Consider the following 25820-nt stretch of genomic DNA (forward strand, 5'->3'; position numbering starts at 1 on the left):
CTTCTTCTACGAAAAAAATGAGGATTTAGCTCGCTTTTGTTTTTAGTAATGCGAATTGTTGTTATTTGTATTTACATTTGTAAACAGCATGGGTAGCATACGCAACCGCTTAACTCACACATTTAAGGATAAACAGAAATGGATAAACTTGTACCCAGTTCACTGGCAATACTTATTGCATCGGCTCTAGGAAGTAGTGCCTTGGCAGACGAATACACGGTTCCTGACGATATTGAGCGTATTGTCGTAACAGCCGCTGGATTTGAGCAGAAAATTACCGAGGCACCTGCAAGTATTTCTGTTATCTCAAATGAAGAAATCCGCTCGCGTTCTTTCACTTCGCTGCTCGATGCGGTGAAGTATCAGGAAGGTATCGATATAGGAACCAGCCGCGATAAAACCGGCCAGGGCAGTATCAGTATGCGGGGGTTAACCGGCGACTACACGTTAATACTGGTGGACGGTATACGACAGAACAACCATGGTGATATTTATCCGAATAACTTCGGTGGCAATGCTTTTAACCATATTCCGCCACTGGAAACCATTGACCGAATTGAAGTTATCCGTGGTCCGGCTTCCACCTTATATGGCGCCGATGCGCTTGGCGGTGTCATTAACGTCATTACTAAAAAGCACACGGAGGACTGGTCAGGTGCTGTAACCTTCGGACGTAGTCTGCAAACGAACGACAATTTTGGTGATGACTTTACAACGGACTTCAGTGCCACAGGTCCGTTAATTAAAAATGTTTTAAGCCTGGGAGTACGTGGCAGCCTGTATGACCAGCAGGCGTCTTCTCCAGAATTTGAGCCAGCAGTTGACCCAAATGGCACGGTACATGTTCGTCAGCTGGGTTTTGGCAGTGGCGGGCGTACTGTTGACAACAAAGACGAGCACTACGGGTTCTCCTTGTCTTACACGCCAGCAAAGAATCATCATATAAAATTTGATTACGATGACTCACATCAGTCATACGACAACACGCCTTCTTATGATGTTGAAAATGACACTATTACTTATCCTCTGGGCACCAAAGACAGTATAGAAGCTCTTTGGCAGGCGCGTGGAGGAAATGTAAACCCTCGTGCAGGTTATGCGGCGGATCAGACTTTTGATCGTACCTGGTGGTCAATCGCGCATGATGCGGACTGGTCGTTTGGTACCAGCATGATTTCCTTATCCTATGTAGACACACAAAATAATGGCAGAACTTTGCCGTTAAGCGTGGATGAGCGTTTGTTATTGCAGGAAATGTACGATGGCACCGGTGAGTATGCTGGCTTGGGCGAAGATGAGCGGCGCTCAATTGCAGAAGAAACTTTCTTGCCACGGCCGGCTCGTCAGTTAGACAGCAGTCAGTATACCGTTGATGCACGACTGGACATTCCTGTCTCTGGTTTTGCCGGACATCATAACTTTGTTATTGGCGGTCAGCTTATTGATGGTGAGCTGGAAGACGGTGTATTTGGTTTAGAGGAAGGCAGTGCTGGCGCTATTCAAGAGCAGAAAATGTACTCTTTGTTTGTGGAAGATAACTGGATGCCAATTGCTGACTTCACCCTGACCGGCGGTGTTCGTTACGACAAACACGACGTTTTCGGAAGTCAGGTATCGCCGCGCCTTTATGCGGTTTATAACCTGAGTTCCGCATGGACGCTGAAAGGAGGCGTTAGCACCGGTTATAAAACGCCGAAAACCACCGACTTGTATGATGGCATCGTTGGGTTTGGTGGACAGGGAACCATGCCTTTTGCCGGTAATCCGGAGCTACAGCCTGAAACCAGCGTAAACTCTGAAATTGCACTTTACTGGAATTCAGATAACGGCGATCACAACTTTAACATCACCTACTTTAATACGCGCTTTGAGGACAAAATTGCCCGTGGCGATACAGTTTTAAGCTGTGAAGCAACCGACAACGTGCGTCCTTGCGTTAACTTAGGTGAATATGAGCAGCTCGGTTATGACTCATGGGCGCAAAGTATTAACATTGACGAAGTCGATGTGCAGGGCGTTGAGGTGGCCGCGCGTTACGCAATAAGCGAAGCCTGGTCACTACGCGGTAACTATACATGGACAGACAGCGAGCAGAAAAGCGGTAGTCAGATTGGTCAGCCTTTAACGAATACAGCGGAGCACATGGCCAATTTATGGCTGAACTGGAGTGCTTCGGATGATCTTTCTATCTACTTACAAGGTGAGTTCCGTTCCGATCGCTACCGTGGTTATGACAGTGTTACCGAACAACAACTGTACTTTGAGAACTACAGCTTGTTTAACTTAGGCGCTAACTACAAGTTAACGGAGTCGGTAGACTTGAACTTGCGCATCAATAACTTATTGGATCGCGATTTCACAACCTACTCAACAACTTATACTGACCTTAACGGTGATGGTGAGTTTGAATACGTTACCGGACGAGGTGCCGTTAGCGAAGTTGTTTTCACCGATGATTACAATGTGAAAGATAAAGCCAGAAACTTCTGGTTTGGTGTTACCATTAGCTTCTAAATTGCCAGCAGGTAAGGCACTATTATTCAGTGCCTTACCTGTTCTGAATTCTCTGGGTTGAAGATATGGACATCAAAACGTTTGCAAAGGAACTGTGGTTATTTGGTGTAAAACAAGCTTACGCCTGTGTTTTCGGTGGTTTTTTACTGGCACTCATGTTGATAACCAAGTTCTGGTATCCGCTGGAAGCATTACATCGTTACGACTTCATTTTTCTGGCCGCCATCGGCTTTCAAATTCTTCTTTTAGTCTTCAGGCTTGAGACTCTGCGTGAATGCGTTGTCATTCTGGTGTTCCATATTGTAGCAACGGTTATGGAGTTGTTTAAAACCTCAGACGCAATAGGCGCCTGGGTTTATCCGGAAGATTATGTCTTTGGTATTGCCAACGTGCCTCTATTTACAGGGTTCATGTATAGTGCCGTCGGAAGTTATATTGCCCGGGTCTGGCGCATCTTCGAATTTGAATACTCTTATTATCCGCCCAAGAGCCTCACTTTGGTGTTAGTAACTCTGGTTTATATCAACTTTTTTAGTCACCACTATATTTGGGATATGCGCTGGGTTTTACTGGCTTTTACATTCTTTCTGTTTTATCGGACAGCTATTTATTACAAAATCAACAGCACACATCGTAGTATGCCTCTTTTACTGGGATGGTTCCTGGTTGCGCTATTTATCTGGTTTGCTGAAAATATTGCCACTTATGCCAATATCTGGATTTATCCGAACCAGTCTGGCGAGTGGCAGATGGTGCCGATTGCCAAATTAAGCTCCTGGTTTTTATTAATGCTACTGAGCTTCGTATTAGTGGCTTCAATTAATAGAATTAAAATACGCAGAAGAAACGAAGCGATATAAACAGACCACAAAGGAAGTGCCATGAGGTTTTCCATTTCTCATATTATGGCTGGGGCGACAGCGGTTTTTGTTGGTTACAGCAGTGCGGTTGTTTTAATTCTGGAAGCCGTAAAAAGCCTCAATGGCTCGGTTGAGTTGCAGAGTTCCTGGTTGCTCGCCTTAGGTTTAGCTATGGGGCTAAGCAGTATTCTTCTCTCGTGGCGGTACAAAGCCCCGATACTGACGGCATGGTCTACACCGGGTGTTGCCCTGCTCATTATTGCCCTTGCCGGTGTTTCAGTCGCCGAGGCGGTCGGCATTTTCATTTTTTCATCGGGTTTAATTTTACTTAGTGGCCTAAGCGGTATTTCTGACCGGCTATTAAAATACATTCCGGTCGAAATAGCGGCTGCTATATTGGCCGGCATTTTACTTAAGTTTGTGTTGGCTTTAGTTCCGGCCTTTGATAATCAGCCTTTAATTACTGCAACTTTAGTCATTGTTTATTTTGTGATGCGGAAGCTGACACCTAAGCTGGTTTTTTTCTGGGTGTTGCTGGCTGCAGTGGGCTTGCCGGTGCTGACAAAGCAGTTTGATGCAAGCCAGTTGATTGTCTCCGCCCCCGATTGGGTCTGGGTATGGCCTGAGTTTAACTTCTCTTTACTGGTTGGAATTGGGATTCCTTTATATGTTGTCACTATGGTTTCCCAGAACCTGCCGGGCATTATGATGCTGCGCAGTAATGGCTATGCGGTGCCACTGTCGCCGCTGTTACGGGTGACCGGATTATTCGGTGTCATTATGGCTCCGCTTGGGGCTTTCGCAATAAACCTGGCCGCAATTACCGCCGCTATTTGTCAAACCGCAGATGCCGATACCGATCGTAGTCAGCGTTACAAAGCAGCTATGGCGGCCGGCGTCTTCTATATCATTGCCGGGCTTGCCGGGTCATTAATTGTTGGGTTGTTTCTGGCTTTACCAACCGAAGCGACATCGGCTCTGGCTGGCTTAGCTTTGTTACCGGTGCTTGCTGTTAATTTCCGCCAGGCATTTAGTCATGAAGAGACTTTGCTGGCTTCGGTTATGGCTTTTATTGTTACAGCATCCGGCGTCAATTTCTTAGGTATTAACAGTTCATTCTGGGGCTTATTAATTGGTTTGGCCGGTTATTATTTTCTGAGTAATGTAAGCAGGGAAAAGTAGATGAAAAAATTTATGTTATTAAGTGTATTCATATTATCTGGTGCAGCATTTGGAGATACGCTGACAACAGAACACTATATTGTTGAAATTGAGCGTCACTGTCAGGAAGGCTCTGTCACATGCGATAACGTGAGTTATGTCGGAGTCTCGAAAATATCAGGTAACCGCATAGAACTTAAAGGCAAAACACTGCATTCACTTTGTGCTGACGGAGTGACTCCTTGCCGTTTTCAGGGATATCAATTCAAAAACGGAAATACGACTTATAAAGTTTTTGAATCAGGTTTGCTTCAGGTTATTCAAAATAATGAGACTGTATTGGTGGAAGAACAGGGCGACTGGTCATATTAAGTAATCACCTAATTGAGTTATCAGTGTAAAGAATCTGTTAAGGCCAGAGGACTGTATTGAGCCAAAATTTAATACTGCTTATCATATGACTTTATTCATATTCATTTATAAATTTTAAGGAAGCTTATGTTAGGGCGTCTATCATTCGTGGCTTTTTCAGCTCTTCTTGTTGTAGCTTGTTCTGAAAGCGGCCCTCCAAAGATCTTATCGTTTAACCCCGATGACGGTGAGCAGCGACGGTATCAAATGTACTCGGATACCAACATCAAGGTTGAGAGTAAGCATTATGGCAACCGTTCAGAAAGACTCAAAACTATGATGTTACTGGACTATGAAGTGTCCGATAAACCGGATATCTACAGTATAAGAATGAGACCCCAGTATATGAGAATGGAATTTCCTCAGGGTGATTTCACGAGCTTTGAAGATGACGGTCGTAGAAGTTCTGGCGATAGCATTCGGAAAATGATGGATGCCGGGTTCACGGTTGATATTGATAAAGACACCAGTGCAATGGTGGACTTTACTATTCATGAAGAGCCTGAGGACTTCCGCAAGCAGGGAATAGACCCTTTGCAGGAAATATTAAATGATGAGTTGGGGCGTCCGGGTTTTATTAATGACTTAAAAGTTGAAAAAGGCGCGACTCAGGTTTTAGAACTCAAAAGTCCTTTACCTGAAATTACCTTTACGGTTGAAGACTTTACTGACAGCACGGTGACCTTATCTGCTTCAGGTGAAAATAATGAGGCAAAAGTGTTCGGCTACGTTGTGCTGGAACGTGAAACTGGCTGGACTCAGCGTTTAACCATGATTATGGATATGCCTCTTCCTGAAGAAGCTGCGGTATCTGATGGCTCAATGCGAATGGTGACGTCAATTTTCCCGGAAGACTGGCTGTATGGTCAGAACCTCGAGCATTTAGGTTATGACGAGCCTTTTACCATCGATAATACAGACTTTAGCGAACTTAACTCAAACAACAAAGCGACCGATGCAGAAGTATTAGCTAATGACTCAGGAAAAATGGATTTTTACGGCGGTCGTATTTCTTTGACATATAGCCATCCAGGGGTAAGTTTTGAAAGTATGGGCTCTATGTCGATAAAAGTGAAAGACCTTATCGCTAAAGACAGTGAGGGGAACGCTCTTGATATTAAGCTTCATGAAAACGGGGTTTTCACCTATACAGACAGTCGTAACGAAAAATCAGAAACGTTAATACATTTACTCCCTTTGGGCTGGACTGATGTCGTTGATGATCTTGAGCAAATGACATCAATAGAAGCGACTCTGGAACGCTATGAAACAAGCTATGAAATTGTTGAGTTTCCAATAGATAAAGACGGCTCGAGCATAGAAATGCATGGCGCCAAAGCGATTTTGACTCCCACTAAAAAGGACAAAGAGTTTGAACTGAAATTAACGGCCACTAATGACTCTTATTTCGATAGTCAGATAAATGGGGTTAGCCGGGCAGTTTTAAATTACGACACAGATGCATCGGCACCTAACTGGGTATCTAGTGCAGAGAGCCGCGCTTTAGCTATTGCCAAACGAGGCGACTATGCGGTAACTCTGAGAATAGCTTTTGAGGACGAATTGCCTGAGACAATTGAACTTAAATTCAACCGTGTTACAGACAATAAAACTTCTGAGAAGAAAATTGTTTTTTATGATGAAGAAACGCTTAGAAGTGATACCTCAATTGCCCCGGTTGATACCGTTCCTTTGTTCAAATCGGATGAGATGGCAGTCTCAGTTAATGACCGGGATCTTGAGTTCTCGACATCGACATTGGATGAATTAGAGCCTACCAGTTTTGACCGAGCTCAGCTGTACTTAATTCTAAGCCCTGAACAGGCGGGTGTTTGTGAGTTGAATACCGAGGCTAAAAGTAAGGGAAATAAACACAAGCTGGTCATGAGAGAAAACGCTGATCCCAATAGACGTAATGTTGTTTCGCATTTAAAAATGCCGAAAAAAGTGGTCTATCAATTAATGACAGACGATGGTGTACAGCGCTTTTTTTATGATACTGAAGTGGCCTTAAAACTTCGTTGTGACGGGCAGCCTGAATGGCAGCCAGTCGATATTGCCTTAGGTGAAAAGAGCTGGATGATTCCGGTTGAATCTCTATTGGGTGAAGACTGGGATGAACAGCAAGCTGAAGTTGCTATGAGTGAGTTCTTAAGAAAGTATCGTTTTTTGAACGCTAAAGGAAAGGCGTTAGCAGTCCTGCCACAGAAAGATGGGGGCTATTCTGTCGACTACTTAAATACAGAGTTTAGTGAATTTGTGTCCGATGACGGTTTTTTACGCATTGGTGGGCGAGTAGACAAAGTTGAGCAACTTGTTGCTAAAGGTGACCCGGTAACAAAAGAATGGACCCATCAACTGCCCCCTATGCCTGATTTTGAATCTTTACAGGAGGCCAATTAATGACTTTCAGTAAAGTACTTTTTGCTATCGCTTCCAGTTTAATTGTGTCTAATGCCTTTGCTTTTTCTGCCGAGCAAAGCGGGCAGAATAACGAAGCACCAAAAACAGTGGCTGAAGCTGAGAAGTCAATTAAATGGCTGGATGATGAATTACAGCCAACAGATGACAGAAGTGAAGCCGAATATTTATTAGATAAAGTAGAAAAGACAGACGACGGTTTTCGCCTGTATATCAACTACATTGATGGCGGGCCTTATTATGAAACCGGTGCTGATTCCCTTAATTTTGCTGAGGCCATAGCGATTGGGCCGTATAAAACCTATTTTGAATCTGGTGTTTTAAGATCGGAAGGTCAGCGGGATACTAATGGTGAACAGCAAGGTGAAACCACCGTTTACTCCAAAAATGGTCATAAAAAACGTGAGATGACCTATAAAGATGGTGAGCTCAATGGACCTTACAGAACTTATGCGTCGACAGGTTACTTATTGACCGAAAAAACCATGAAAGACGGTGAACGTAATGGTTTGATGCGTCATTATTATGAAAATGGTCAGGTTAAGTATGAAGCTGAATATAAAGATGATGTTGAGCAAGGGATAGGAAAACGTTGGGACTTTGAAGGGAATTTGGTTAAAGAATCCTTTTATGAGGACGGTGTGCTCAATGGTTTGTCGACGGACTATTATGAGGATGGTTCGGTTAAACGAACGCAAGAATATAAAAATCGTAAACGAGTAGGCGAAACTAAGCTGTATTACGAGAACGGCGAGCTAAGGCAATATGAAAAGCGTAACGACGATGGAAAACTGCTTACATCCCGTAGCTATGATGAAAGCGGTCAGTTAACACGCTCAATGGAACATGTTGAAACCGCTGAGCATGGTTTAGTCGAAGAGAAAAAATGGTACAACGACTCGGAGCAACTGACTCGCTTAAATCGTCAAGCTGTTGATAATAGTTGGCGGTTAAACGAAAGCTATGACGAAGATGGAAACGTGCGAGACCGCCGCGAGTTTAAAGGCTACGATCTGCATGGCCTTTATATTTCCCGATATGGAAATGGTCTGGAAAAAGTTCGTTTCGTTGAAGGTAAACGGCATGGGCCTTATACGATAACGGATAAAGACGGAAAGGTTACGACGTCCGGTGAATACGACCATGGTAAGAAAGTCGGTGAATGGGTTTCAAAAGACAGCTACGGTGAGATAAACGAGCATTACGACCAAGAGGGTAAGCTTGATGGTGTCCGTGAAGTCTATGGTGAAAATGGCGACTTGCGTTTACGCGAGCACTATAAAGACGACTTGTTAGACGGGGCTTACCAGGAATACGCCGACGGTGAAATCGTTGTTGAAGGCAAGTATGTCGAGGGTAAACGCGAGGGAGAATGGCAAGTTGCGCTTGGCTATGCGCCTTATGAAATATCCCGGGGAAGCTATGAAAACGGCGTTAAAGTAGGGGAGTGGCGTACTTACTCTCCACAAGGTTACTTGCGTGGCGTTGAGTCCTTCGATAGTGAAGGCTACCTGGACGGTATTGTTGTCAACTTCACAGATGAAGGCGCATTGTTCAATATCAGCGAGTATAAAAGAGACAGGCGACATGGAAAAAGCTGGTCTTATACTCAGTCAGGGCAACCGTTTTCAATCTCGGTTTACGAAGATGGCCGGTTGAAAGAGGAGCGCTTTGAGGATGAATTTGAACTGAGTGAATTTCCCTAAACGAAAGCGCTTATTAACCTTGACTAATACGTGTTGGCAGCGTGCAAATAGCTGCCAACACATTAATATTTCGAAAGTTAACTCAAGTTTTAGTTCTTTCCCTGAATACTCTGAATATTTTCTGCAGTAAGCTCCACAATACGCTGCCGTGCTTCAGGTGATGTCCAGGCGTTGTGAGGCGTGACAATCAGGTTTAACCCTTCGTTCATCGCATCCAACAAGGGGTTGCCATCTTTAGGTGGTTCCTGAGGCAGAACATCAGCGGCAACACCGCCAATTTTTCCCGCTCGTAGCGCTTCAGTTACATCCTGTTCATTGATAACACCACCTCGGGCATTATTAATAATCAGAGCGTCTTTTTTACAAAGTTTGAGATTATCTGCGTTAAGCAAATTTTTGGTGTCATTCGTTAACGGACAGTGAAAAGAGATGACGTCTGCAGAAGGTAGTAGCTCATTTAGTGATGGACGCGGGTCATCTTTCTTTCCGGGGCGTGCTGAGAACTCAACGTGCATCCCCAAAGCTTCTGCCATAGTTTTAACCTCCTGGCCGAGCTCACCAGAACCAACAATAACTAACTTCTTGCCGGCCAGTTGAATAATGGATGGGTCTAACAGGCAGAACATGGAGGAACTTTGCCAGTCACCGGCGGCAACGCGTTTTTGCATAACGGGTTGCTTAGTCGCCAGCGAAAGCATCATCATCAAAGTATGCTGAACCACGCTTTGTGTACCGTAAGCCTCAACATTTCTAACCGGAATATTCAGCTTTTCTGCTGCAGCTAAGTCGATATTGTTCATTCCCGTGGCTAACACGCAAATTAGCTTTAACTGTTCAGCGGACTCAAGGGCCTGTTCATTAATAACGACTTTATTTGTGATAACAATTTCAGCATCGTTAATTCGCTCATTAAGCTGTTCGGTCGTTGTTGAATCATATAAAACCAGTTCGTCGACGGACTTTTCAATAGCGGAGAGATCAATTCCCTTGCCCAGGGTTTCTGCATCGAGTATGACAGCTTTCATTAATTACCTCTTAATGGCGTCTTTATTTGCATAGGAGCTAAGCATCTTAGCAGAAATTATAAAAGCGCATTTAGTTAAGCTTAATTTTTTAGCGCCATTTACACTCATAAAATGAGTCTGTTAAGGGCTGGTTTTACAAATATTAACTGGTATCGAAAAGACCGAAGCATTAAACTGGACACCTATTTTTAACTAATTCCTATGTTGATTGCTGTGCTCTATCAGAAAAACAACAAAGCCCTTATTGAATTGCTAAAGCGCACTGAAACGCAGGCGCATAACAGTCGTACCCGAGAGAATCTCGATGTGGTTATTGATGATCTGAAAGCTTTTTCCGGAAGCTACCAGTTTAATATGAAAGCTTACTGGATAGCTTTTGCCGTGTTCTTGTTGGCAACCGCCGCCTTAACTTACTGGGACTGGTCTCAGTGGCAACGCTTTCAGCAAAGTACCTGGATTATTCTGGCCGTAGGTAGTGTTTTAACTTTGGTTGCCGGAATAACCGCTTTTTACCCGGGTAGGCTTATGACCAAGGCGTCGCATGCTTTACTGCAACGCGATGGTTTACTGGACAACGACTTGTCGCCCGCTGTATTTGAGGGCAGAGCGACGTCAAATGATTTCCAGCAGCGCTTCAGCGATTTTAACCGGGGTAATTATAAACGTGAAATTCGCGCGCTTTACGATGGAAGCTACAGCGGCAGTGAGTATTCTTTTAAGTACCAGTACTACCATTTTCATTATGTTGACGAACGAATAGTTACAGAGACATACACAGACAGTAGAGGCAACGTAAAAACCCGAAGAAAGAAGGTCTACGATCATTATGATCGCTACGGGCTTATTTTGCCTTTCGGTTTGTTACGTAATGTTGCTGTTGTAGGTTTTGGCCTTCCGGGAGCAGGAAAAGCAACTTATAAGCCAGCGTCCAACCGGTTTAACAAAGAATTTAAAGTGGTCGCTGCCAGTGAACTAGAAGCTGCAAAAGCAATGAAACCGACCGTGGTTATTGCTTTTGAGGAGTTCTCTGAGGTGCTGTCGCAAGTGAACTTCGAGGTGAATGACGCCGGCGATTTGTGTCTTTCGTTTGCGGACAAAGACCTTATTGCCACAACTAAAGACGCTAAGATATGCGACTATGAAGCCTTTATTGAAGCTTTAGAAGGCGAGCAGGAATTTGCAAAGTTAAAGGCATCGCTTGATTTCATCCACTATGTAATGACCAAACTGGACAGTAACTTTTAGGAGTAAAACAATGACAGGAACATGGATAGCTATTGGCATAGCCCTTGTTTTAGTAATAGCCGTTATTGCTATATATAACGCCATTATTAGCCGCGCGAACGCTGTCGAGAGAGCATGGGCTAACGTTATTACACAAGAGCGTCAAAAAAATAAAATTATTCCGCACTTAGAAGATGTCGTGAAAGACTATAAAGAGTTTGAGCAGGGCACTTTAACCAAAGTGACCGAACTGCGTAGTGCTCTGCAGGGCTTGGATAGTGGTAAAGTCGATACGGCTAAGCTTGAGCAGGCGGAAGCCAGAACTGGCGAACTGCTTAAAAGCCTGAACGTTACTGTCGAGAACTACCCGGAACTAAAAGCTTCAGAAACTTATCAGAAATTGATGAGAGAAATTACCGACCAGCAGGAAAACATTGGTGCGGCAATTCGTATCTTTAACCAGAACGTAGAAGACTTTAACAACGGTATTGAAGTTTTCCCAAATTCATTGGTTAACTCTATGCTGAACCATAAAGAGAAAATAAAAACCTTCTCTGACTCGCAGGCTGAAGAAGGTTTTGAGTATAAGCCGAATATTTAATCCTCTTGCTCTCCCCAAAAGCCCGTTAATTTCATAACGGGCACTTAACTCGAAAGAATAACAGCTTCTGGTTCATGCCAGTACGTCCTTTATAGAGCAGTTCAGTTTTAAAGTTGCCAGCTCATCGGCTCGTGTTTTCCCCAGAGTTAACAGAGCAACAGGTTGATTGTTTTGGTGAGCCTGGCGGGCAAAGCGATAACCCGAAAAGACCATAAGCGAGGTGCCAATAGCGAGTAGGGCGTTACTCTCCTCTAGCGCCTTTTGAGCTTCTTCAACCCGCGGGCGTGGCACGTTGTCACCAAAATAAACGACATCGGGTTTTAGAATACCACCGCAGTTCCGGCAGTCGGCGACTTCGAATTGTTCAAAGTCGGCTTCAAGGTCTGCATCACCATCCGGTGCGGCGGTTGCCTCTAAAGCCGCAAAGTTCGGGTTCAATTTCAGACTGCGCTCATGCATATCTAACCGGGGGGTAATTTCCCCACAGCTCATGCAAACCATGTCGTTGGCGTATCCATGTAAGTTAATGACACGAGTGGCTCCGGCTTTTTGGTGCAGGCCGTCCACATTCTGCGTGATAACACAGCCAATAAGCCCTTGCTGTTGCAATTTGGTTATCGCGTAATGGGCTGAGTTAGGCCTGGCGTGATAAAGCACTGGCCAGCCAAACAAGCTTCGCGCCCAGTACCTTTTTCGTACCGCTTCGCTGCGCATGTAATCCTGATGCTGAACCGGAGGCGTGCGCTTCCATTCGCCATCATTATCGCGGTAGTCGGGAATTCCTGAGTCTGTACTTATGCCGGCACCGGTAATGACTGTTACGGGGGCATTGTCTCGCAAGAATGTCATTAGGGCCTTACGAGCCTCGGTAGGGTCAGTTATTGTCATATAAATGGAAACGCATATGTGAGTTACTACTTTTCTTATAAGTTATCACTGCTGGGCATTAAGAGAAAATAAGTTAAGTAAAAAATCTGCAAATCTTATCAGAGACTATACTAAAGCATGCTAGCTTTTGGGCATTCACTGTTTTGATGGAGTTAGGGTATGAAAAAGTTAGTTTTGACTATGATGTTCTCTTCGTTAGCACTTGTGGGGTGTGAAAATATGAGTAACACCCAGAAAGGTGCGTCTATTGGTGCTGTCACTGGTGCTTTGCTGGGTAAAGGCACGGGCGACCATGATAAAAGCCGGTATGTCTGGGGCGCTGCGGTTGGTGCCTTAGCCGGAGGTGCTATAGGTTCTTATATGGATAAACAGGAAGAAGAGTTCAGGGAAGAACTGGCTGACAGTGGTGTTAAAGTGATACGCGACGGCGATAACCTGCGTTTGCAATTGCCCAGTAACATCACCTTTGCTACCGGGAGTGCGAATATTTCTCAAAGCTTCAACCCAGTATTAGATGATGTTGCGCGTGTGCTGAAAAAGTATGAAAAAACTACCATGCTGATAGAAGGACACACCGACAGTACAGGTTCTGCGGAATACAACCAGCAACTGTCGTTAAACCGTGCTAATGCCGTGCGCAATAACTTAGTGGGTAATGGCGTGGACTCACGCAGGGTAACAACCGAAGGTTATGGTGAGAGTATGCCGGTTGCAGATAACGATACCGAAAGCGGGCGTCAGTTAAACCGTCGGGTAGAGTTACGTATTGTTCCTAATACTAAATAACGGATCTTAGCTTTTGTTAGCCCTTGATTGATAAAGGGCTAACGTGAAAATTCCAGCAGCTGGTTATTAGCCGGCAAAGGGTGCATCTTTTTCAGCTCAAAGCCTTGCTGATTGGCCAGCTCTGCAATCCATTGCCAATCGCGTATTCCCATGTCGTTGTTACGCGACTGCAGCGACTGGTGAAAGCCACGATTACTGTCGCTGGTAAAATGACCGTTGTCGTTAAAAGGTCCGTAAATACATAAACATTTCACACTACTAAGACTGTCTCCCAAATGCTCGAAGAGCCTTTCAACCCCCTCTTTGGGCATAATATGGCAGGTATTGGCGGTGAAAAGAGCGTTGAATGTTCCCTCTGGTGCGTCTGCAAATACATTAAATTCAACCGGTAATGGCTGGTTAGTTACGCCTTCCTGTTTTATCCGCGCTGTTACTCCCGGTAGGTACTCTTTTTGATCACTGGCTTGCCAATGAATATTAGGCAGCTGGCTGGCAAAGTACACGGCATGTTGGCCTGTACCACTGCCTACTTCCAGAACACGAGTGCAGTCTGAAAATGCCGTTTTAAGAACCCGGAGTATAGGGTCTTTGTTGTTTTCACAGGCTTGCGAGAAAGGTAGTTCCATATTACATCCAGGACTTTTTTAATGCTTCCACCTGATAAAGACAGGTGTCTATGAGTTCTTCACCGATTCTAGTATTAATAAAAGGCAGAGTCTGACCACCAGAGGCTAGTACAAATTTTACTGAACACAACTGAAAGCGGCGCATAAACCAGCTTTGCGAAAACTTTGTCTGCTGAACTTTATGAATAGGGAAGCAGCGGTAATTAACCCCAATCAGGCCTTTTCTGAGATAAATAAAGTTATTATCAATTGCATAGCCGCGGCGCTTCCAAGCCAGAATGATAAAGCCGGTAGCTAGCACAAAAGCAGTAATTGAAGCTGCTGCCAGCTCTGTTTTTTCAAAATAAGCAAGCACGGAAGCAAAAGGAACAAACAGCCAAAACGCGATGAGTGTGTTTCTAATAGCTAGTCGCTTGCTGACCGGGTTATAGCTTATGCTGCTTAATTGATTATTGGGCCAGGTTTCTGTTGCCAGGCTATGTGCTTCTTCGAGAGTAACCGATGGCACAATAATTTTGCCACCTGAAGTTCCTGCGGACTGGCGTTCAAAGTTGGCGTTGAGCTGCTCGAACTTTAAGTTAACTCTTTGCAGTAAGCGATCAAGCCAGTTTTGTTGTAACGCAATCATTTGCAGTCGTGACAGTTTCATAACGACTTCGTGACGGGTAAAAAGTCCGTTGCGGCGAATATAACGATCGTCGCTGCGAGTTAACTTAAAGTCGTAGAAGGTGATGACAGAGCCTAAGACAGAAATTAATGCCATTAGGGCAATAACAATAAAGGCGATAGAAAAGAAGAATAATATGTATTGCCAGAAAGCGTATTGTGAAGAGGCCATAAGCGCATCAACATCCACTCCGAAGCTTTCTACGCTTTCAACAACCTTGTCTGAAAAGGAGTTAAAGAAAGGGGCTAACGCACCCAGCACAATCCAGATACGATTACTGGCCAGGCCATGAATAACTAAGTCTCGCATGGAACGGGAATTTAGCAGGCGTTCTTCATTAAACTGAGCTTGGTGATCTGTTGTTTCATGAGTATCTTCGGTTTTATAAGCGAGTATTTCTTGTTTTAGAGACTCGGCTACGTTTTTGGGTAAAGCAATAATTTTTGCTTCGAGTTTATTGGAACCGGCCGTGTCCAGAAGCATGCAGACATGATTCGTCGGGCGGTAAAAAATGGGTTGTTCAAAACGGACATTCTGTATGCGCTCGAAGGGAAGGTCTATATGCGTTTTCTGGAACACGCCGGAATGAATCTGAACTCGACCTTCGCTCAACCGGTACTGATAGAAATAAAATTTGAGCAAAGCGGAGATGGCGACAAAGACTAATAGAGCGCCAAGCCCGGACAGTATTATCAAGGCATTTTCTGAAAACTGATTGTAGCCAACAAAAATAGCCGGCAGTAAATAAAATAAGTTGTTACCAATGGTTTTGATGAACTGAACAGCGAAATAAATAATCGCTACAGGTGATAGCTTCAGCCATTGGTTCTGGTAACTAGTCATTGGCTGCGATGTCGCTATGGGTCAGTACGTAGGAACGTATTTCGCGAGCCTTCTCTTCTGGTAAGCCCGGTATTGCGAAAGTGTGCATGGCACCGCCGGCACTGAAAATCTCCAGATTGGACAGTCCAAAGTGTCGGTCAATCGGTCCGTGTTTTAATTCAACATGCTGAATACGTAAAATAGGCTGACTGACTACTGACTGGAATATAACACCACTACGATAGCTAAAGTCGTGCTCACGTATGGCATACCCTTTGTTTTTGTCAGCTAAAATGCCATAAGCCGAACTTAATAAACCAAGCCCTCCGGCAGCTAATTGTATCTGAGGTAAATAAAGTTCCATTAGCTTGGGAAGAGCAATCCAGGGCTGCCAATAAGTAATTAATAGAGCACTTACTACCACTAACCAAAAAACTAATCGGCACATTAGATTGACCTTTATATAGGTGTTACTTAGTGGCGTAAAGTATTGAGCGCTCGCCTGCGGAAGCTCTTCAGGTGTTATGGGGTGATTGCTAAATGCATCTTGTGACATAGTTTAAATTCTTATTTTTGTTCTGTCTTAAAGTTATCAGTAATCTACTTGGTGTTCTAGTTTTAAGGGTATAAAAAAAGCGGCTTAGAAGCCGCTTTTTATCAGGGAGTATTAAAAAAATAATTAATCTTCTTCGCGAACCTGAATATCGTTTTCGATGTCTTTAACACCTTTAACTGTAGCAGCCAGATTCTCTGCAGTATCGATATCGGCATCGCTTTCAACGAAACCTGACAATTGAACAATTCCGTTGTTCGTTTCAACATTGATATCCATGCTGCTCAGGTTATCGTCCTCGAAGATAACTGCTTTGACTTTAGTGGTGATGACAGCATCATCAACATATTCACCAGCGTCTTCAGCTTTTTCTTCAGTGTAGCTTTTTGCTTCCTGAGCTTTGTCTTCAGTCTCTTGCATCGCGTTTTCAGTTTTATCTTCAGCTTGCTGCATAGTCTTTTCAGCTTTTGATTCCGCTTTTTCGGTTTCAGCGTCACTGCAGCCCGAAAGAGTCAGCATTGAAATTGCGATTAAACTTGCTGGTAGTGCCATTTTAAAGTTCTTCATGGGTAACCTCCTGTTATTAAAAATCATTACCACACTCACTATAACTTGAACTGCGTGAGTTTACGGTTATCTTTACAGATGTTTTGCAAAACTGCTGGCACTTTGTACACCAGCAATTAACCTCAACACTTTAATTACTGCATTTGTAGTGGATTTTTTCTCGCCGGAAGACTTTGTCTGCTTTTTCGGCCTATTTGCCATTTCTCCGATAAAGAAACCTGCACCCGCGGCAACACAAAGAGCCGTGGGAGAGGCTAGCTTGTCATGAGTTGTCGAAATAACGCCTTGTGAACGAACCTTAACAGCTAATTTACGAAGCTGAAGGTCTTTTTTCGTTTGCGCTATTTGATAATCAAGATTTGATGCCATAAGCCCTCCACTTAGAGACTGCTACTGGTTTCTGCAAACAGCAGATCGCGACTTCTTCGTTTTATATATCTGACAATATAAAAAGCCGCTGCCAAATGAGCGACGGCAACAATGATTAATGCTGTTGTTAAAGATATTACACTACTATTTACAACCGCTATTACAGCAGCTGTAACTAAAACGGCCCACGCCGTAAAAGCTAAGCAAGCGGCCAGCACAGCGAAAGCGACCATACGCACAAAACTCTCCCCAGCTCTACGGGTTTCCATACCCGCGAGCTGCAGTTGAGCTTTAACAACACCACGAACTTCGCTTTCCAGAGCCTGAACTTGTTTAAGCAGGCTTTCCGTTTCGTCCGTATCGGTTTGATTATGAGCGGTCACTGAACAGCCTGCTTAATAAATAACCACTTGCAGCCGCAATACCTAACGATTTAATTGGGTTATCTTTAACGTAATCAGTTGCAGTAGAAAGCCATTTTTCCTGAGTTGCTTTAAGGTCTTGTCCTTTTTCACCCAGATTGTCAGAGGCATGTTTAGCTGCGTCCGCCACTTTATCGATGGTGTCGTGAGCTTTATTTGCTGACTTGTTTACCGCGTCTTCTGCTTTTGCTTGATTGTTACTCATAATACCCTCGGTTTTTAATGAATGTACCTATAAGGAAAGACGTAAATTTGAATATACGCAAATTTTTTTACACTGCTTTACAAACTGTAAAGATGAATATTTTTAAGGAATTTTATAGGAATAAACGGAAAAGCCCTTAAAAAGATCAGTGTTATTCCTGTTATTGATTGGGATCAATATCGCCATTGTCAAGTTTGAATAAACTGAAATCAAGAATTCAAACAGGGGAATAACCATGAGTTTATGGCAAGAGTTTTTTAAAGATCCGGTCATCTTTTTTTCATTTACAGGCTTAGCTATTGTTATTGGTATGTGTGTTTTTTACGCTATTTTCTTTTACTTAAAAATGGTTAAATCAGAGAATAAACGTAAGTAGCGCTAAAAGAGGAACTATGAAGTATATTTTTCAGGTTCGTATCAAAGAAGGTCGTACGGCAGAGGAGTATGCAGAGGCCTGGATAAAAGCCAGTGAAATAATCCAGCAAGCGCCGGGAGCCCGAGGTACCGAGTTACACCGCAAAATCGATGATGACAAAACGTTAATAGCCATAGCGTCGTGGGACAGCAAGGAAAAACGTGACGCTATGGAAGGACAGCATAACTCCGAAGTGGCTAAGATTATTCGCAGTGCTGCCCCATTTTGTGAAATAACACCTTTAGGTGAATTCGAAGATCCTGAATGGGTGGTAAGGCCGCCTAAAGGTTAGATTTTAGTTAGCCAACCGTGTTTATCTTCCGCTTTGCCCCACTGAATATCATTCAGTGCTTTACGTAATTTCAGTGTGGTAGCGCCTGAGTTTCCGTTACCGACAGAAAACTCTTTTCCGTTATGAATTAATGTACCAACTGGTGCAAGTACCGCTGCGGTGCCGGATAAAGCCGCTTCGCTATCCGGTTTTGAGGCACGCTCCAGCAGTTCACCTACACTAAGCTCTCGTTCAGACACCGTCATTCCCATATCGCGCGCAATGGTGAGAATGGAATCCCGGGTTACGCCATGCAGAAAGCTGCTGTCCAGTGCTTTGGTGATAATTTCATTACCGTCAATAAGCAAGAAGTTGGCGGCCCCAGTTTCCTGTACATCGCCATTAGGGCAGAACAGAACTTGATCTGCATTCACGGATTCCCGTGCCTGAAGAATGGGCTGTAACGCACTGGCGTAGTTGCCGCCGCTTTTAACCATACCCATGTGAGCCGCGCAACGTGAACCGTCTTCCTCGAGCAACAAACGCAGGGTTTTATCGCCGCCGGAAAAATAATCACCGACAGGCGATAACAACACATAAAGCATTGATGAGCTGGTTGGCGAGGCGGCCTTGCCAATAGCCGCTTCGGTACCAATGTGAGTAGGGCGTATGTACATTGAACCCGGTGGTTCCGGAACTTCATCGCTGAAGTGCTTCACAACATCTGTAATCATTTTTTGCAGCAAGCTGGCATCAAATGCCGGTAAGGAAAGCAAACGGCTGCTTTGTTGCATGCGCTCAATGTTGCGGTTCATACGAAATAGATTGATGGAGCCATCGTCATGACGAAACGCCTTTAATCCTTCGAAACAGGTGCTGGCGTAATGCAGAACATGAGCTCCGGGGTGTAACTGTATTGCGTCAGAAGAGACTAATTCAGGTTTGCTCCAGTCTGAATTCTTGAAAGTTGCCATCGTCATTTGTGGCATAAATACGGTGCCAAAGGCTGCCATAGGATTGTCCTGATCTAGAAAATAATGCGCAGTAATATACCATAATTTTTAACATTCGGATGACTCTGGCGGTTTGCTTCTTTTGCATCATGCTCGTACATTGAGGAACTGTGATAAAGAGCCAACAGGTAAGTGATAAATGAATAAGACATTAAAAATAACCCTGGCCAGCATGTTGCTGGCGGCTGGGTACACTCAGGCTGAAGAAACTGAAACAACCTTAAATGCATACGCCGCTGGTTATACTGCGGGTTTTACCTGTAGTGCTGTGTTTAATGCTAATAAGTCTATGGCGCAAGTTCGGGAGCATGAACTTAGTGGAATTTATTCTTTAATTGCTGAACGCGTAAAAGGTATGACCCCTGAAGTTGATAAAGAAAATAACTGGGTCAGGGTACCTTACGATGAAGGGCGTCGGGAGCGAATTTCGGTCTGGCGATCAAAACTAGGATGCGTCGATTTACCGGTAGGAGCGACCGTTGATGACGCTAAATTTGTTGCTGATCCTTTTCGTGGGGATAAAGCAGCGGATAAGGACAGTGGAGCTCCTTGGGGGAAACGCGCAGAGGTTAATGCAACAAGTGATAATGCTCAGTTAGAATCCGTACTAAAACAGGCCTTTACCAAGAAGTATGGCTCCGGTTCGCGTACCTCGGCAGTATTAATTGTGACGCCGGATGAAATTATTGCTGAGCGTTATCTTGAAGGCTTTAGCCCTGAGACGGCACAGCGTACCTGGTCCGTCGCAAAAAGCATTGGTGCCAGCGTTATTGGTGCGGCTATACAGCAAAATAAAATAGAGCTGGATGCTCCTGCCGGTATTTCTAATTGGTCACATCAGCTCGACCCGCGAGGGCATATTACCTTAGAAAATCTGTTGCATATGGCGTCGGGTTTAGACAGCAATAACGCAGGGAATCGCACAGACCGGGTTTATATGGGTGGGGGACTTGTAAGCGACACGGCAACAGAAACGGCACTTGAAGTGGCTCCCGGCAGTCGTTGGAAGTACGCTAATAACGACACTATGTTGGCTTTAAGAGCACTGCATGAGCGTTTTGATACAACTGAAGAGTATTTACAATTCCCGTATAAAGCTTTGCTGGAAAAAATAGGAATGCAGCATACTTTTCTCGAAACTGACTGGCGTGGAGACTTTATTTTATCGTCTCAGGTTTGGACGACGTCTCGTGACTTAGCTCGTTTGGGTGTTTTGCATTTGCAGGAAGGGCAATGGCAGGGAGAACAAATTTTACCGAAAGGCTGGTTGGGTTATATTAGTATGCCAGCGCCTGCTCAGCCGCCGGAAGATGCTCCGGGTTACGGTGCGCAGTGGTGGCTCTATAATGAACGCTTTCCTGAGTTACCTGACGATACTATTGCTGCCCGTGGCAACCGGGGACAGTTTTTGGTTGTTATCCCGTCAAAGAATTTAGTGGTGGTTCGTCGCGGTTATGATATTGCTGGTGAACAAGGATTCAACGAGCATGACTTTGTACGGGATGTATTAAAAGCCCTATAAAAACTCCCTCAGGGTGAGCTGAACAGTGGTAGACTGTTGTCACCATACGGAAGTATACAGAGACCTTATTATGAACGAAGAACAGCAAGTGACTCAAAGCAAACATACTCAACAATACAGTGCTGACGGTAAGAGTGTGGAAATTGATATTTATCGTACCGAAGACAGTGGCTGGATTCTGGAAATTGTTGATGAAAATAATAATTCAACGCTTTGGGAAGATGCGTTTGAGAACGAAGACGATGCGCTTGCTGAAGCCCTTGACGCTTTGAAAGAAGAAGGCATAGATAACTTTATCCAGCCTGCTGAGTGATGTGGGTAAAATCGTTTAATTTTATCGGTCATAAAGAGAAAGATGATTCAGATTTCACAACGAGTTGAGTTAGCAGATAGCGAAATTGAATGGCAGTTTATCCGTTCTAGTGGAGCGGGTGGGCAAAACGTGAATAAAGTAGCAACTGCGGCTCAACTCATTTTTGATATTCAGGCCTCTTCACTTCCCGATTTTTATAAAAGCCGATTACTGAAAAAATCTGACCACCGCATTACTCAAAGCGGAAAGGTGATTATCAAGTCTCAGGAAACTCGCAGTCAGGCACGTAATAGAGAGTTGGCACTTGAGCAACTAATTGACTTAATTCGCAGTGCATCTCAGGTTCAGAAAAAACGTATTCCGACGAAACCCAGCCGCTCGGCTAAAGAAAGACGACTAACCACTAAAAAGCAGCAGGGACAGAAAAAAGCCCTTCGAAAGAAAGACTTCTAACCGTCGAAGTTCTGCAAAGAGCCGGAACAGTTTATTCTGGCACATTCAAGTATTAACTGTTTAAGCTCGCACTGACTGCCGTAATCACTGCAACGAATATCACTGGCCACTAACTTTTGCTCAAGCAGCAGCTTTTTAAGTTGCTCTTTACTCATTGAAAGTTGCAAGCGTTCAGGTTTGTTCATGCGCATAACCGGATTCCTCTAATTGTTGCATACAGTGCCCCAGGCAACGAGAATGCTGACAACCGGTAATTAAGAGTTGATAGCAGTAACGACACAACTCTTCTAGTGGTTGAGTTTTAGCCTGATTAAGCCATGACGTTAGTTGCTCAACACTCTCTTGTTGAAACTCATACGCCTGCAGCTTTTGCTGGCAGCGAATATGGGTAGCAATTAACAAAATAGAACAGGTTGTAAAGCTTTGGATGGCATTACCCGCTAGTACAGGTTCATTGAAAGCCCGTTTTGCTGAGTCGCGTGCCTGGCTGAGAAATGTTGTTGCAGCGCGGTAATCTTTTTGGTTGAGCAGTGAGCTCGCTATTTTTAGCTTTTCCTGAGAGTTAAAGTACTCTTGATAGGCGTTAGTCATTATGCATCCTTTATTCTGGCTTTGATTAAACAAGCTAACGCAAATGATAATAGTTCGCAATAAGTTATTTGTAAACGATCGTAATTGCGAAATAAAACGTATAGATAGCCGACAAAAATAAACTGGAGCTTTAATGAAAACCTACAAACAGCAAGATTTAGCGAAAATGAATGACCGCGATCGGGCGCGTTTTGTGAATTGTTTATCCGGGTTTAAAAGTGCCAATGTTATTGGTACCCGGGACCGGCATCAGCAAAACAATTTAGCCATAATAAGCTCTGTTGTTCACCTGGGAAGTAACCCGCCTCTGTTGGGTTTTGTTATGCGCCCCCAGTCGGTTACCCGGCATACCTGGGAAAACATTGAAGAGAGTGGCGTTTATACTATTAACCAGGTTAACGAAAGTTTTTTCCGTCAAGCACATCAGACCTCGGCGCGGTATCCCAGAGAAACTTCAGAGTTCGAAGCCTGTGGCCTGACGCCTGAATTTGTCGATGGTTTCCATGCGCCTTATGTGGCAGAAAGTTCGCTCAGAATTGGTATGCAACAGGTTGAAATTATTCCGATACAACATAACGACACGGCGTTAATTGTTGGGGAAGTTCGTTGGGTTGAAGTTAAAGAAGAGGCGGTAAAAGGCGATGGTTTTATCGATATAGAGTCACTTGGGGCAATGACTATTTCAGGGCTTGATGGGTATCATCGCACTCAGCGGGCTGCGCGTTTGGCTTATGCGAAGCCCGATGAGGAGCTCAGTGAGTTAGATGCAGAGGGCAAGCCTAAAGACTAATGATGTTGGGTGCTCTGCGACTGTGCTTTTTAGTGACCCAAAATAATAGCAGGCCGGCCAGCGACAGTGCGCACCCAACCCAGCCGGTTCCTTGCCAGCTAAGTGGAGAAATAATAGCAAGACCACCCAGCCAGGCACCTAAGGCGTTAGCCGCATTAAAAGCGGAGTGGTTTAGCGATGCTGCTAAAGTCTGAGCTTCTCCGGCAACATCCATTAAACGTACCTGCAGAGCAGGAACCAGCGCGGCAGAACTACCAAGTAATAACACCATAGGCATCACCGTCCAGAGACTCTGCAGTGTTAAGGGAAAAATTGCCAGCACAATTGCCGACCATACCAAAGAACCGCCAATGGTTAATTTCAGATTTCTGTCGGCAGCCCAGCCGCCGACCAAACTACCGGCCAGGGATCCCAGTCCGTAGATAAATAAAGCAACAGGTATCCAGTGAGAATCCAAACCGGTGGCGTTTATTAGTGTTGGAGCTATGTAGCTCAGTACCGCAAACATGCCGCCGAAGCCAATGGCTCCTATGGCTAAAGTCAGCCAGACTTGAGGGTTTTGTAATGCCTGCATCTCGCCACGGGCAGACGTTTTCTTTTCATTCGGGTGTTTAGGTACCACAATGAAAATCATGACAAAAGCCAGTAAGCCTAGAGCCCCCACGGTATGATATACGGTGCGCCAGTCAATAAGCTGCCCTAACCAGGTGGCTAAAGGGTTTCCGACCAGAATCGCTACTGTGAGTCCCATCATCACCATAGTTACTGCCATACCACGTTGATTTTTACGAACCATATCGGCCGCAACCAAACAGGCAATTCCGAAGTAAGCACCGTGAGGCAGGCCAGTTAAGAAACGTAACACCTGAAGTAATGTGTAATTGTCTGCTGAGGCACTGGCGAAGTTGCCCAGAGAAAATGCCAGCATTAGTGCCAGTAACATAGGTTTGCGTGGCAGCCTGGCAAATAAAATGGTAATAAGCGGAGCTCCGATAACCACACCAAGCGCATAAAGACTGATTAAGTGGCCCGTTTCCCGGGTGTCGGTATTAAAGTCTGCGGCGACGTCGGGCAGCAGCCCCATAATGACAAACTCACCAATACCAATGGCAAAGCTTCCAATTGCCATTGCAAAAATGGCCAGTAGAACTTGTATTTTTGAGAACTGCATAGGGCGGATTTACTTCCTGTCGTAACGAAGGGCTTTTAAGAGTGCGCAGTTTAGCGAATGCTACAACTATTGCAATCTATCTCACTTTACTGTACAAATAAACAGTATATTTACACATCAGCAAAGGACCATACCATGGCTGTAGTAACCCAATATGTAGTTATTCGCGACGGAGCCGAGAAAATGACCTTCACTTCAAAAGCCGAAGCCGATGCGCACGATAAAATTCTGGATATGGCGGAAGCGCTTAACCCATTAATTAAAAGTAGCGAACTGTTCACTGACGAGCAACAGCTTGAGGATATGGCTCTGTTTTTAGCGAAAGAGCGTGAAAATATACTTATTGCATTAGGGGCTAAAAAGCCCAAAAAACCTAAGATCGAAAAAACATCGACAGAAAAAGCCGAAGTGTCTAAGCCTGCGGATAAAGAATCGACCAAAGCGGCTTAGTTACCGGTATTTCATTTGGTGCCGGCAAAGATTTTGCTAATATAGCAGCCTTGTTTTAAGTGAATAGGATTAAAATATGACGCAACAAACGATTTATCATATTGGAACACCGGGCACCCCCTGGGGAGCGACAGAAAAAGCTCAGTGGCTGGCCGAGCAAACGAAAAAGCGCTCTTACTTCGATGATGTGGTTAGTAAGATTGAAACCTTTAAAAGCGATTTCGATGTAGACCAATACGGTGAACTTGCGTACGACAGCGGTACTTATCCTTTATTTGTGGTCAGAACAAAAAACTGGGATAACTCGAAGCCAACGGTTTTGGTTACCGGCGGAGTACATGGTTATGAAACCAGTGGTGTCCATGGTGCGTTGCGTTTTATTGAAACCCAGGCGAAAGATTATCAGCCACATTTCAATGTGGTGATAGCGCCGTGTTTGAGCCCCTGGGGCTATGAAACTATCAATCGTTGGAATCCGGCAGCTATTGATCCTAACCGCTCTTTTGTCGCTGATTCTCCAGCCGGGGAATGCGCGCACATTATGAATTATGTTGCTGGCTTAGGCGTAGATATTCTGGCCCACATAGATTTACACGAAACAACGGATACCGATAACAGCGAGTTTCGTCCAGCTAAAGCGGCGATGGATGGAAAAGTGAATACGAACTGGAATATTCCAGATGGGTTCTATTTGGTTGGAAATTCAGAAAAGCCTTATCCTGAATTTCAGAAGGCGGTGTTAGATTCGGTGGAAGAGGTCACTCATATTGCCGATGCCGACGACGAAAATAAACTGATAGGCGAGGATGTTGCTCAGCGTGGCGTTATTTTATTGCCAACAGCGAAAATGGGATTGTGCATTAGCTTTAGCAAAGCAGAATATGCGACGACTACAGAAGTGTACCCCGACAGCCCGAAAGCAACGCCAGAACAGTGTATTCAAGCTCAGGTTGCTGCGGTAACCGGAGGACTGGACTTCTTAAAGTAAAGCCCGGTCCTGCTG

General features: G+C 44.5%; 30 protein-coding genes. 17 read left to right on the forward strand and 13 right to left on the reverse strand.

The annotated features are described in order from the left end of the window. Positions 1 to 138: 138 nt before the first annotated feature. From ACN0RF_RS01445 to ACN0RF_RS01470, 6 genes are all read left to right on the forward strand, one after another. Positions 139 to 2514: a TonB-dependent receptor domain-containing protein gene (locus tag ACN0RF_RS01445; RefSeq protein ID WP_417437802.1), complete on the forward strand. Its 2376-nt coding sequence runs from the start codon at positions 139 to 141 to the stop codon at positions 2512 to 2514. Between the two features lie 65 nt (positions 2515 to 2579). Next, positions 2580 to 3374, forward strand: coding sequence for a DUF817 domain-containing protein (locus ACN0RF_RS01450; protein WP_417437803.1), 795 nt, complete (start codon positions 2580 to 2582; stop codon positions 3372 to 3374). Positions 3375 to 3395: 21 nt separating this feature from the next. Then, positions 3396 to 4556 carry a benzoate/H(+) symporter BenE family transporter gene (locus tag ACN0RF_RS01455; RefSeq protein ID WP_417437804.1) on the forward strand — a complete coding sequence of 387 codons (1161 nt, stop codon included), beginning with the start codon at positions 3396 to 3398 and terminating at the stop codon, positions 4554 to 4556. Next, the gene (locus ACN0RF_RS01460) at positions 4557 to 4907 is read left to right on the forward strand and encodes a hypothetical protein (protein WP_011234814.1); all 351 of its coding nucleotides are present in this window, start codon (positions 4557 to 4559) and stop codon (positions 4905 to 4907) included. Between the two features lie 126 nt (positions 4908 to 5033). Beyond that, the gene (locus tag ACN0RF_RS01465; protein WP_417437805.1) at positions 5034 to 7349 is read left to right on the forward strand and encodes a hypothetical protein; all 2316 of its coding nucleotides are present in this window, start codon (positions 5034 to 5036) and stop codon (positions 7347 to 7349) included. Continuing rightward, positions 7349 to 9073 (forward strand): hypothetical protein, encoded by a 1725-nt coding sequence (locus tag ACN0RF_RS01470; protein WP_417437806.1) that lies wholly within the window; start codon positions 7349 to 7351, stop codon positions 9071 to 9073. Before ACN0RF_RS01465 ends, ACN0RF_RS01470 begins: the two co-directional genes overlap by 1 nt. An 89-nt stretch (positions 9074 to 9162) precedes the next feature. On the opposite strand, the gene ACN0RF_RS01475 is transcribed toward ACN0RF_RS01470, so the two are convergent. After that, positions 9163 to 10098, reverse strand: a complete 936-nt coding sequence (locus ACN0RF_RS01475; RefSeq protein ID WP_417437807.1) for a D-2-hydroxyacid dehydrogenase — start codon at positions 10096 to 10098, stop codon at positions 9163 to 9165. 201 nt (positions 10099 to 10299) lie between these two features. Between ACN0RF_RS01475 and ACN0RF_RS01480 the strand changes: the two genes are divergently transcribed. Together ACN0RF_RS01480 and ACN0RF_RS01485 are read left to right on the forward strand one after the other, a co-directional pair. Beyond that, the gene (locus ACN0RF_RS01480) at positions 10300 to 11343 is read left to right on the forward strand and encodes a hypothetical protein (protein WP_417437808.1); all 1044 of its coding nucleotides are present in this window, start codon (positions 10300 to 10302) and stop codon (positions 11341 to 11343) included. Positions 11344 to 11353: 10 nt separating this feature from the next. After that, a complete protein-coding gene (locus ACN0RF_RS01485; protein ID WP_011234809.1) occupies positions 11354 to 11923 on the forward strand; it encodes a LemA family protein in 570 nt (189 codons plus the stop codon). A gap of 72 nt (positions 11924 to 11995) precedes the next feature. On the opposite strand, the gene ACN0RF_RS01490 is transcribed toward ACN0RF_RS01485, so the two are convergent. Beyond that, positions 11996 to 12811, reverse strand: coding sequence for an NAD-dependent protein deacetylase (locus tag ACN0RF_RS01490; RefSeq protein ID WP_417437809.1), 816 nt, complete (start codon positions 12809 to 12811; stop codon positions 11996 to 11998). Between the two features lie 159 nt (positions 12812 to 12970). Here ACN0RF_RS01490 and ACN0RF_RS01495 point away from each other — a divergent pair, with 159 nt between their 5' ends. After that, the gene (locus ACN0RF_RS01495; protein ID WP_273025122.1) at positions 12971 to 13597 is read left to right on the forward strand and encodes an OmpA family protein; all 627 of its coding nucleotides are present in this window, start codon (positions 12971 to 12973) and stop codon (positions 13595 to 13597) included. 38 nt (positions 13598 to 13635) lie between these two features. Here the strand turns inward: ACN0RF_RS01495 and ACN0RF_RS01500 are convergent, their stop codons facing one another. The 7 genes from ACN0RF_RS01500 to ACN0RF_RS01530 all read right to left on the reverse strand — a co-directional run bounded on the left by ACN0RF_RS01500 (position 13636) and on the right by ACN0RF_RS01530 (position 17828). Beyond that, positions 13636 to 14223, reverse strand: a complete 588-nt coding sequence (locus ACN0RF_RS01500; protein WP_417437810.1) for a DUF938 domain-containing protein — start codon at positions 14221 to 14223, stop codon at positions 13636 to 13638. 1 nt (position 14224) lies between these two features. Beyond that, positions 14225 to 15733 (reverse strand): PH domain-containing protein, encoded by a 1509-nt coding sequence (locus tag ACN0RF_RS01505; protein WP_417437811.1) that lies wholly within the window; start codon positions 15731 to 15733, stop codon positions 14225 to 14227. Then, on the reverse strand, positions 15726 to 16268 hold the full coding sequence (locus tag ACN0RF_RS01510; RefSeq protein ID WP_273025127.1) for a PH domain-containing protein: 543 nt from the start codon (positions 16266 to 16268) through the stop codon (positions 15726 to 15728). The genes ACN0RF_RS01505 and ACN0RF_RS01510 overlap by 8 nt, the downstream gene beginning before the upstream one ends. Positions 16269 to 16391: 123 nt before the next feature. Continuing rightward, positions 16392 to 16832, reverse strand: a complete 441-nt coding sequence (locus ACN0RF_RS01515) for a BON domain-containing protein (RefSeq protein ID WP_417437812.1) — start codon at positions 16830 to 16832, stop codon at positions 16392 to 16394. Between the two features lie 72 nt (positions 16833 to 16904). After that, positions 16905 to 17201, reverse strand: a complete 297-nt coding sequence (locus tag ACN0RF_RS01520; protein ID WP_417437813.1) for a hypothetical protein — start codon at positions 17199 to 17201, stop codon at positions 16905 to 16907. 11 nt (positions 17202 to 17212) lie between these two features. Continuing rightward, positions 17213 to 17584 (reverse strand): phage holin family protein, encoded by a 372-nt coding sequence (locus ACN0RF_RS01525; protein WP_417437814.1) that lies wholly within the window; start codon positions 17582 to 17584, stop codon positions 17213 to 17215. Next, positions 17571 to 17828, reverse strand: coding sequence for a DUF883 family protein (locus ACN0RF_RS01530; protein WP_286822684.1), 258 nt, complete (start codon positions 17826 to 17828; stop codon positions 17571 to 17573). Before ACN0RF_RS01530 ends, ACN0RF_RS01525 begins: the two co-directional genes overlap by 14 nt. 235 nt (positions 17829 to 18063) lie before the next feature. On the opposite strand from ACN0RF_RS01530, the gene ACN0RF_RS01535 reads away from it, so the two are divergent. Continuing rightward, positions 18064 to 18204 (forward strand): DUF3149 domain-containing protein, encoded by a 141-nt coding sequence (locus ACN0RF_RS01535; protein WP_081423223.1) that lies wholly within the window; start codon positions 18064 to 18066, stop codon positions 18202 to 18204. 16 nt (positions 18205 to 18220) lie between these two features. Next, positions 18221 to 18535 carry an antibiotic biosynthesis monooxygenase family protein gene (locus ACN0RF_RS01540; protein ID WP_417437815.1) on the forward strand — a complete coding sequence of 105 codons (315 nt, stop codon included), beginning with the start codon at positions 18221 to 18223 and terminating at the stop codon, positions 18533 to 18535. On the opposite strand, the gene ACN0RF_RS01545 is transcribed toward ACN0RF_RS01540, so the two are convergent. Continuing rightward, the gene (locus ACN0RF_RS01545) at positions 18532 to 19527 is read right to left on the reverse strand and encodes a branched-chain amino acid aminotransferase (protein ID WP_417437816.1); all 996 of its coding nucleotides are present in this window, start codon (positions 19525 to 19527) and stop codon (positions 18532 to 18534) included. The two genes, ACN0RF_RS01540 and ACN0RF_RS01545, sit on opposite strands and share 4 nt — an antisense overlap. Positions 19528 to 19666: 139 nt before the next feature. Here ACN0RF_RS01545 and ACN0RF_RS01550 point away from each other — a divergent pair, with 139 nt between their 5' ends. The 3 genes from ACN0RF_RS01550 (at position 19667) to arfB (ending at position 21815) form a co-directional block, all read left to right on the forward strand. Further along, positions 19667 to 21049, forward strand: coding sequence for a serine hydrolase domain-containing protein (locus ACN0RF_RS01550; protein WP_417437817.1), 1383 nt, complete (start codon positions 19667 to 19669; stop codon positions 21047 to 21049). 70 nt (positions 21050 to 21119) lie between these two features. After that, positions 21120 to 21362 (forward strand): hypothetical protein, encoded by a 243-nt coding sequence (locus tag ACN0RF_RS01555; protein WP_011234796.1) that lies wholly within the window; start codon positions 21120 to 21122, stop codon positions 21360 to 21362. A 42-nt stretch (positions 21363 to 21404) separates the two neighbouring features. Next, on the forward strand, positions 21405 to 21815 hold the full coding sequence (gene arfB / locus ACN0RF_RS01560; RefSeq protein ID WP_011234795.1) for an alternative ribosome rescue aminoacyl-tRNA hydrolase ArfB: 411 nt from the start codon (positions 21405 to 21407) through the stop codon (positions 21813 to 21815). Here the strand turns inward: arfB and ACN0RF_RS01565 are convergent. Beyond that, positions 21812 to 22006, reverse strand: coding sequence for a hypothetical protein (locus tag ACN0RF_RS01565; RefSeq protein WP_273025135.1), 195 nt, complete (start codon positions 22004 to 22006; stop codon positions 21812 to 21814). The two genes, arfB and ACN0RF_RS01565, sit on opposite strands and share 4 nt — an antisense overlap. Continuing rightward, positions 21987 to 22406 (reverse strand): hypothetical protein, encoded by a 420-nt coding sequence (locus ACN0RF_RS01570; RefSeq protein ID WP_273025136.1) that lies wholly within the window; start codon positions 22404 to 22406, stop codon positions 21987 to 21989. Before ACN0RF_RS01570 ends, ACN0RF_RS01565 begins: the two co-directional genes overlap by 20 nt. A 133-nt stretch (positions 22407 to 22539) precedes the next feature. Between ACN0RF_RS01570 and ACN0RF_RS01575 the strand changes: the two genes are divergently transcribed. Then, complete coding sequence (locus ACN0RF_RS01575; RefSeq protein ID WP_417437818.1) at positions 22540 to 23196, forward strand: flavin reductase family protein; 657 nt, start codon at positions 22540 to 22542, stop codon at positions 23194 to 23196. On the opposite strand, the gene ACN0RF_RS01580 is transcribed toward ACN0RF_RS01575, so the two are convergent. After that, positions 23186 to 24367 carry an MFS transporter gene (locus ACN0RF_RS01580; protein ID WP_417437819.1) on the reverse strand — a complete coding sequence of 394 codons (1182 nt, stop codon included), beginning with the start codon at positions 24365 to 24367 and terminating at the stop codon, positions 23186 to 23188. The two genes, ACN0RF_RS01575 and ACN0RF_RS01580, sit on opposite strands and share 11 nt — an antisense overlap. 135 nt (positions 24368 to 24502) lie before the next feature. Here ACN0RF_RS01580 and ACN0RF_RS01585 point away from each other — a divergent pair, with 135 nt between their 5' ends. Together ACN0RF_RS01585 and ACN0RF_RS01590 are read left to right on the forward strand one after the other, a co-directional pair. Beyond that, the gene (locus ACN0RF_RS01585; protein ID WP_417437820.1) at positions 24503 to 24817 is read left to right on the forward strand and encodes a YebG family protein; all 315 of its coding nucleotides are present in this window, start codon (positions 24503 to 24505) and stop codon (positions 24815 to 24817) included. Positions 24818 to 24893: 76 nt separating this feature from the next. Then, positions 24894 to 25805: a M14 family metallocarboxypeptidase gene (locus ACN0RF_RS01590; protein ID WP_417437821.1), complete on the forward strand. Its 912-nt coding sequence runs from the start codon at positions 24894 to 24896 to the stop codon at positions 25803 to 25805. Positions 25806 to 25820: the final 15 nt, after the last annotated feature.

The sequence above is a fragment of the Idiomarina sp. genome (assembly GCF_048260185.1).
In the GTDB taxonomy this organism is placed as follows: domain Bacteria; phylum Pseudomonadota; class Gammaproteobacteria; order Enterobacterales; family Alteromonadaceae; genus Idiomarina.